The organism is Paenibacillus agaridevorans, assembly GCF_003112455.1.
GTDB classification, from domain to species: domain Bacteria; phylum Bacillota; class Bacilli; order Paenibacillales; family Paenibacillaceae; genus Pristimantibacillus; species Pristimantibacillus agaridevorans.
Map to the genome: position 1 here is coordinate 1 of NZ_BDQX01000044.1, position 5,694 is coordinate 5,694.

Genomic DNA, 5,694 nt, shown 5'->3' on the forward strand with positions numbered 1-5,694 from the left:
CATGATGTCGCGAACGGACCGCAGGCGGGCCGCGAGCCATGATGTCGCGAACGACCGCAAACGGGCCGCGAGCCATGATGTCGCGAACGGACCGCAGGCGGGCCGCGAGTCATGATGTCGCGAACGACCATCGTGAGCATTATGCTCCGACCATCCTCCTCCCTTGTTACTCAAGGGCAGCCGCAACCACTCCCCAGGAAAGGAAGAACCAGCATGCAGCACGCAGCAGCAACGGAGATCAAGCAAGGAGCGGCAAAGCCCCGCAGCAGCAGCGAACTGAAGAGACGCCTTTGGCGGAACAAATGGCTTTATGTCATGATATTGCCGGGCATTTTGTATTTCATTGCATTCAAGTACGTTCCCATGTTCGGACTCACCATCGCGTTCCAGGACTACAAGCCGCATTGGGGCTTCGCGGGAAGCGAGTGGGTTGGCCTCAAGCACTTCGAAAGACTGTTCACCGAACCGGATTTTATGAAGATTCTGACCAATACGCTTCTGTTATTCGGCATGAACCTGCTCTTTTATTTTCCGATTCCGATCCTACTCGCCTTGATGCTGAACGAAGTAAGAATCACGTTTTTTAAACGTTTTTTCCAGACGCTCGTTTATTTGCCCCATTTCATGTCGTGGGTCATCATCGTGTCCATCGGTTTCGTCATGCTGACCATGGACGGAGGCATCATTAATGAAATGCTGGCCTACCTCGGCTTCGAAAAAATCAATTTCCTGCTCAGCACCGAATGGTTCCGGCCAACCTATATCATCCAGGTGATATGGCGCGAGGCGGGCTGGGGAACGATCATATATTTGGCCGCGATCGCGTCGGTCGACCCGCAGCTGTATGAGGCTGCGCGCATGGACGGAGCAGGCCGGCTCAGGCAAGTCTGGCATATTACGCTGCCGGCGATCCGGAGCGTTATCATTATTTTGCTCATTCTCAAGATCGGGGATGTCCTCGAGCTCGGCTTCGAGCATGTGTATCTGCTTCTGAATTCCATGAACCGCGACGTTGCGGAGATTATCGATACCTATGTCTACACGGCGGCGCTGCAGCAAGGCCAATTCAGCTATAGCACGGCCATCGGCTTCTTTAAGTCTTTCATTGGACTGGTGCTGGTCGTTTTGGCGAACAAGCTGGCGAAGCGCATGGGCGAAGAGGGCGTTTATTAATTGAGAGGAGGCTAACCCCATGGTGGAAGACAGAACGGTGAGCGGACGCGTGTTCGCCGCCGTCAACTATACGCTGCTCGCGATCATCGCGCTGGTGACGGTGCTTCCGTTCCTGCACGTCGTAGCCGGCTCCTTCACGACGAGCGCCGAGATGGCGGTCAAGAAGTTTATCTTGTTCCCGACAGTGTGGAGCTTCGACGCCTACAAGTTCATCTTCTCGACGAACACCATCTTCCGGGCGATGGGTGTCTCCGTCGGCATAACGGCATTCGGTACGCTGTTCAGCATGCTGCTGACGGCGCTTATGGCCTACGGGCTCTCCAGGCGCGATCTGGACGGACGCAGGGGCATTATGTTCCTTGTCGTGTTTACGATGTTGTTTAGCGGCGGGCTTATCCCAACTTTCCTGGTGGTACGCGAGCTCGGCATGATCGACAGCTATCTGGCGCTTATTGTTCCTGCATCGATCAGCGCGTTTAACCTCATTATCATGCGTAATTTCTTCCAGAACATCCCCGAGGGATTGGAAGAATCGGCGAAGATCGACGGCTGCAGCGACTTTGGCATCCTGTTCCGGATCGTGCTTCCGTTGTCCATGCCGGCAATCGCCACCTTATCGCTGTTCTACGCGGTAACGTATTGGAACACCTACTTGAGCGCCATCCTGTATCTCAACGATAGTCTGAAATGGCCGATTCAGGTTCTTCTTCGCCAGATTGTCGTGCTTGCCAGCGGCATGGATTACAGCTCCGATCTGGACTCCACGGTGCCGCCGCCGGATCAGACGATCAAGATGGCCGTCATTGTCGTGGCGACGCTGCCGATTTTGCTCGTATATCCTTTCTTGCAGAAGCATTTCGCCAAGGGCGCCATGCTTGGTTCCATTAAGGGATAACGGTCAGCGAGTTGCGAGAGGGTACCTCGAAATAGGTATAATGTTCAAGTAGATGCATAGACAAGCTACCGGCAAGCTTCCAGGTAGCTTGTTTTTTTGTTGAAAATCGATTGATTGTCGGGCAAAGGGGCATAAGCTATAATAATCGATACTATGATTACGCTTACAGGAAATAAAGGATCAGGAGAGGATGGTTCTATGTCATTTATGTCCATGAGGCCCTTAAATGTTTTAATTGTTGATGATGAGTTGCCATTAAGACAGGAGCTTCGGATGTTTCCATGGGAGGATTGCAACGCTGTCCTTATTGGGGAAGCTAGCAATGGAGAAGAGGCGTTAAGGATTTGCGAGACTTTTGTCCCGGATGTTGTCATTACAGATATAACAATGCCGGTTATGGATGGAATCATACTTATACGCGAACTAAAGAAGAGATACCCAATTGTACAAATTATTTTGCTGACATGTCATAGTGAATTTCATTATGCACAGGAGGCGCTCCGCATAGGCGCTCTTGAATATATGTTGAAGGCTACTATTGATGAGCAGGAAATGAAACGAGCTTTGGATAAAGTCAGGCAAGCTGTCGCAAAAGAACGAAAGTCTCTGGATAATGAAAAATCCGAGTTAAGACAACTTCAAGCCGCGCTTTTCGAAAAGCTGCTCCAAGGCCATCCATTGCAATACGCAGATTGGAGCGCGATTCAGTTAGATGGCCAGACAACCTATGTGTTGGTTCTCTTTATGTTTGATGCGCCGGATTCCGTGTTTTTAGCAGCTCAACCACAAATGGAACAAATGTTTTCTGACATGGAGAGTTCTGATTCAACTTGTATAACATGGTTAACCGTACGCAAGCAGGAGTATTTTGTGATGATGACATTATCCGGAAAGGACATTACGCCTCTCTTACCGTCTATTGAGGCACGATTGCAACAACTAGAATCTTTAATAACGGATGAGGCTTCTTTAGTTGAGCACGAGCATCTTATTCAAGTTGTTATTAGTGAGTTTTTTGCTTCGAGCGATGAGCTCGTCCAATCGGTCGAACATACTACGTTGTGGAGAGAAGCATTATTCTACGATCGTGTAGAAGATAACCTTGTCTACTACGGTCATCCGCAGCCATTACAAGCTATGACAGAGATGCATATGAAGGAAATGACCGAGATCCTTAGAAAAGCGGCTTGGAATTCGGAGTCGCTAGTGGAGTGTATGAAGAATGGGTTTTTCGAATGGTGCATGTTTCAGCGGGTTCAACCAGAACAGTTAAAGCAATATTTAATAGGCTGGCTCGTTGAGTGGATCAATCAGCAAGGAGGAGGGGAACTGCTTCTTTTGAATATAACGTCCATGCTGGAAGTCAAAAGCTTATCTCGGCTAATTAACATAGTATGCAGGAGAATCATAGAGATTGAGAATGGGAAAACACAATCACGTCTTGAAATTCGATTAGCGCTCCAGTGGATAAAAGACAATATGAAGCAACCCATATCCCTTCCAATTATTGCCGAGCAGGTTGGTTTAAGTCCGCAATATGTTAGTCGATTGTTTCGCGAAGAAACAGGGACCTCGGTGACGCAATATATTACACAAATGCGAATGGAGAAGGCTGTAGAGCTTCTTAAACAAACGAATATGAAAGTGTATGAAATCGCTGAAGAGGTTGGCATTCCTAGCTATAGGTATTTTACAGTCATGTTCCGTAATTGGACAGGGGTTTCTCCGACTGACTATAAGCGCAAAGTATAAAGTTCATTCCTAAAAAATAAGTTTGGGGGAGAGACTGATGCTGAGGCTGTTACGCTGGTATGGTAGCTTGGGCTTAGCTACGAAGCAGTTCCTTTATATGTTTATTGTGACTTTAACCCTCTTTATGCTGCTGGCATGGAGAAATTTGCATGAATCCGAGAGCTTGCTCCGTAATCAAATGATTAATGACGCCGAGCTGTTGGTGAGTCGAACGAACCAATATATAGATGCCAGTCTGGACAATGTGGAAAACATTTTATTGCTTCTATCCACCCAGTCTGAGTTGCTTGAGGAGAATAATGAAGAAAAAGCTCTTAAGACACTGCGGACCTTTGCTTCTAAAAATAATACAATAGCCAAATCCTTATATATGATTAGAACAGACGGAAAGGTGTATGCGAGTTCACAGGTTTTTTACGACATAATAGGCAATCCTCATTTGCAGGAGCTTTACGAGCTTGCGTTGCAAAATTATGGCGGAATTAATGTCAGTGAGCCGTATTACTCTCCTTTGTCTGGACACACGCTGGCTTACGTTCTCCCAATAATGGATGCCCAAACAAAACTTAAAGGTGTTGTCGTAGCGGAAGTGGATTTGGAGATGCTTTCCTTGCAAATTACACCCAAAAACAATCAATCCTATGTGTTGTTTACGAAGGATGGAAATGTGATTAATCGACTGGGAATTAGCGATAAATTGCTGCCTTATCAACATGCGACCTATCCGCCCGTATTACAGTCTGAATTTCAGGAGCAGCTTGTTTCTCTTAAGTTGGGGGTAAGCAGCATCCTGTTGGATGATATGAAGTCATTAGTTGCTGTGAAATCGACCTCGAATCGATTAGGCTGGTCATTAGCGGCTTTTATCGAGGAGGATTATTTCTATAAGGATTTGCAAAGTTTAAATAACAACTACAGAACGGCAAGCTTCATTTGGATTATCATATTGTTGATTAGCGCCTATTTAATGAGCCGTTCCTTTACAATGCCTATTCGCAGATTTGTTGAGAGGATGGACAGGCTCAACGATTTGCAGGTCGTAACGAAGCTGACGGTAACGAGAAGAGATGAGATTGGAAGGTTAATGCTAAGCTATAATGCCATGCTTGAGAGAATTCAGGTTTTACTTAAAAAAACGAAGTCGGCAGAAGAATTGAAGAAGGGATATGAGCTCAAAATGCTGCGCAGCCAGATCGCGCCTCATTTTCTGTACAATACGCTCGGTTGTATTAGCAGCTTGGCGAAGCAGCAAAGGATTGACGAGGTGCGCGAGACGATTCGATCATTGATCAAGCTGCTTAGCTTCAGCTTCGATAGGCAATCTGAGTTTGTTCCTATTGAGGAGGAGCTCGAATGTCTGCGTATGTATATGTATATTCAACAAATCAGATATGGGGATCAGTATCGATACGAGATTCATTGCGAGGAGAGCCTTTTACAATACCGTATTTTAAAGCTAACGCTTCAACCATTAGTGGAAAATGCCTTATTCCATGGACTTACGCCGAAGAATGGCGGCCACATTGTAATTAAAGGAAGACTGGAAAAGGGAGTTGTTAGATTTTATGTTTGCGATAATGGGGTCGGTATTTCCAGTGATGAAATGAAGAAGTTGTTAGATGATTCAAATGAACAGGAACGATCGCGATTTAGATTTACTGGGATTGGTCTGCGAAATGTACATGAGAGAATTCAAATTCATTATGGCGAGCAATATGGCATGCGTATAAGAAGTGTTAAAGGAAAAGGAACCATGATCCGGTTAGACATACCGCTGCTAAGCGAGAATGAGGAAAAGCTGGGCATTTGGGATTAGGTCGTGTCTGAAAACCCGCTCAGGGGCATCTTTCACCGCCTTTCCGCCCCCTGCTTCG

The 5,694-nt window shown here is 46.7% G+C and carries 4 protein-coding genes; all 4 read left to right on the top strand.

Annotation, left to right across the window (positions count from 1 at the left end; genetic code table 11):
* Positions 1–213: 213 nt before the first annotated feature.
* The 4 genes from PAT3040_RS04620 to PAT3040_RS04635 all read left to right on the top strand — a co-directional run bounded on the left by PAT3040_RS04620 (position 214) and on the right by PAT3040_RS04635 (position 5,636).
* Entirely contained in the window at positions 214–1,173 is a 960-nt protein-coding gene (locus PAT3040_RS04620) for an ABC transporter permease (protein ID WP_087571328.1), read from the top strand.
* Positions 1,174–1,192: 19 nt separating this feature from the next.
* Positions 1,193–2,068 (top strand): carbohydrate ABC transporter permease, encoded by an 876-nt coding sequence (locus PAT3040_RS04625; RefSeq protein WP_108991708.1) that lies wholly within the window; start codon positions 1,193–1,195, stop codon positions 2,066–2,068.
* 198 nt (positions 2,069–2,266) lie between these two features.
* Positions 2,267–3,820: a helix-turn-helix domain-containing protein gene (locus PAT3040_RS04630; protein WP_258234831.1), complete on the top strand. Its 1,554-nt coding sequence runs from the start codon at positions 2,267–2,269 to the stop codon at positions 3,818–3,820.
* Between the two features lie 37 nt (positions 3,821–3,857).
* Complete coding sequence (locus tag PAT3040_RS04635; RefSeq protein ID WP_108991709.1) at positions 3,858–5,636, top strand: cache domain-containing sensor histidine kinase; 1,779 nt, start codon at positions 3,858–3,860, stop codon at positions 5,634–5,636.
* The last annotated feature ends 58 nt before the right edge of the window (positions 5,637–5,694 follow it).

What these genes read in the sequence shown, in the direction of transcription:
- PAT3040_RS04620 (WP_087571328.1), top strand. Translation starts at nt 214, where the DNA reads ATGCAGCACGCAGCAGCAACGGAGATCAAGCAAGGAGCGGCAAAGCCC.
- PAT3040_RS04630 (WP_258234831.1), top strand. Translation starts at nt 2,267, where the DNA reads ATGTCATTTATGTCCATGAGGCCCTTAAATGTTTTAATTGTTGATGAT.
- PAT3040_RS04625 (WP_108991708.1), top strand. Translation starts at nt 1,193, where the DNA reads ATGGTGGAAGACAGAACGGTGAGCGGACGCGTGTTCGCCGCCGTCAAC.
- PAT3040_RS04635 (WP_108991709.1), top strand. Translation starts at nt 3,858, where the DNA reads ATGCTGAGGCTGTTACGCTGGTATGGTAGCTTGGGCTTAGCTACGAAG.